This is a genomic window from uncultured Phenylobacterium sp., from assembly GCF_902826855.1.
Lineage (GTDB): Bacteria > Pseudomonadota > Alphaproteobacteria > Caulobacterales > Caulobacteraceae > Phenylobacterium.
This window is the reverse complement of record NZ_CADEGK010000364.1, coordinates 1-1852: the sequence shown is the minus strand read 5'-3', so window position 1 is coordinate 1852 and position 1852 is coordinate 1. Positions and strand designations below refer to the sequence as shown.

Below are 1852 nucleotides of genomic sequence, written 5' to 3'. Positions count from 1 at the left end.
CGAGGTTCCAGGGCCTCGGCCTCACGAGCACGTCATTTTTTCAGCCAAGCTTGAGACCCTGGCGCATGGCCCCAGAGGGATCGTCTCCGCTTGAAGGTCACGGCCGCTCAGAAAGCTGGCCAGCGCCGATCCCGAGAGGGCTCTGGCCGCGGGATTGAAGCGGATCAGGCGAGCCTCTGCCACCGCGGCCGTCCTAAGCCGGTTGTGCGCGCGGAACGCCGGATCGGAGAACCCCGCTCAGGTCGAGGTCACCCAGCCACCGGCGAAGGGGATCACCTGACCGCTGATGAAGTTGCTGTTCTGCGAGGCCAGGAACAGCACAAGCTCGGCCTGCTCCCACCCCTCGGCCAGGCGTTGGGCCGGGACGTCGCGCAGGACAATCTCGCGGAGTCTCGGTTTCTCCATCGCGTTGGCGGGATAGCCGCCATAGACGAAGTTCTGCCCGATGGCGTTGATCTGCACGTTGTGCTGCGCCGCTTCTGCGCCGACGGCGCGGACGTACGCATTCTGCGCCCCGCGCGCAGCGCTGTAGGCGCCGGCGCCCGGCGAGCCACGGAGGGGCGCGGCGCTGGTCACGACGACGATCTTTCCCTGCCGGCGCGCGATCATCTGCGGCAGCACCGCCTTGGTGAAGCGCATGGTCGGATGCGCCATGCCGTCGAACATGAGCTGCCACTGGTCTTCGGTCTGGTCCTGGGCGGCGCAGGAGCCCACGCGGGTCGGCGCCAGGTTGATGACGAGCACATCCACCTGGCCCGCCGCCGCCACGATCCGCGCCGGTTCCTCGGCGTCCTCCAGGTAGCGGCCCCCGTCGGTGATGACCTCGGCGTCCTCATCGCGGAAGCGCTGGCTGATGGCCGGCCCCATGTAGGCGTCGGCCGACGTCACCAGCACGCGTGCGCCGGCAAACCGTCCAGAGACCATTGCCGTCCTCCTGATGCGAGCGGGCCCGCTGCCTACTTGAGCGCCAGCGGGTTGACCGGCGAGCCGAAGCCGTTGGTTACTTCCAGGGGCGGGGCCGACAGCATGAACGTGTAGCGCCCGTCGTCGGCGCAGTCGGCGGCCAGGGCCTCCAGGTTGAACATCTCGCCCAGCGGCATGCCCATGTCGCGCAGCGCCAGCATGTGGAACGCCAGCGGCATCTCCGAGCCCAGCATCTCGAGGCTCAGGATCTCGACCGCCATGTTGTCGGCGGCCACCGCGGCCAGCGACTTGTCGTGCGCCCACTCGGCGCAATGGTAGCTGAGGCCCGGCTGCATGCCCATGAATGCGGGGCGGTCGCCGTCTACCGTGAAGCACTGCATGTGGCCGGTGCGGACCAGCAGGATGTCGCCCTGCTTCGCGGTGACGCCCTGCTTGGCGCAGGCGGCGTTGAGGTCATCGACGGTGATGGCATAGTCGATCGGCAGGCGGTCGACGCCTTTCAGCCGTGCGATGTCGAGCAGAATTCCGCGCGACATGATCCCCGGCGCGGCCAGGTGGTTGATCCCCATCTTCAGCGCGCCCTTCTCGGTCAGGCATTCGCGGGCGCTGCAGCCGTTGTAGAGCTTTCCGTCGTAGTGGACGTGGCCGAAGGCATCCCACTGGGTCGCCGACTGCAGGGGCATGTGGATGACGTCGTCGGAGTAGCAGACGCCCGGCACCGCCGGGTTCAGCGGGGTGAACAGATCGGTCACGTAGACCATCGGGTTGAACCGCCCGCCGCCCAGTTGAGGACCGTTGCGGTCGAACTTCAGGCCCAGGTTGAACAGCTTGCCCGACTGAACCTCGGCGGCGGCGTTCTTCAGCGTCTCCGGGCCGATGTGGTTGAGGGCGCCGCGCTGGTCCTCCGCCCCCCAGCGGCCCCAGTTGC

The 1852-nt window shown here is 68.1% G+C and carries 2 protein-coding genes; both read right to left on the bottom strand.

Features of this window, described 5'->3' with window-relative positions; all coding sequences use genetic code 11:
• Positions 1-237: 237 nt before the first annotated feature.
• Complete coding sequence (locus tag QZV94_RS24805; RefSeq protein WP_293683113.1) at positions 238-924, bottom strand: SDR family oxidoreductase; 687 nt, start codon at positions 922-924, stop codon at positions 238-240.
• A gap of 32 nt (positions 925-956) precedes the next feature.
• On the bottom strand, positions 957-1852 hold an 896-nt coding region (locus tag QZV94_RS24800), incomplete at its 5' end, for a cyclase family protein (protein WP_293683111.1).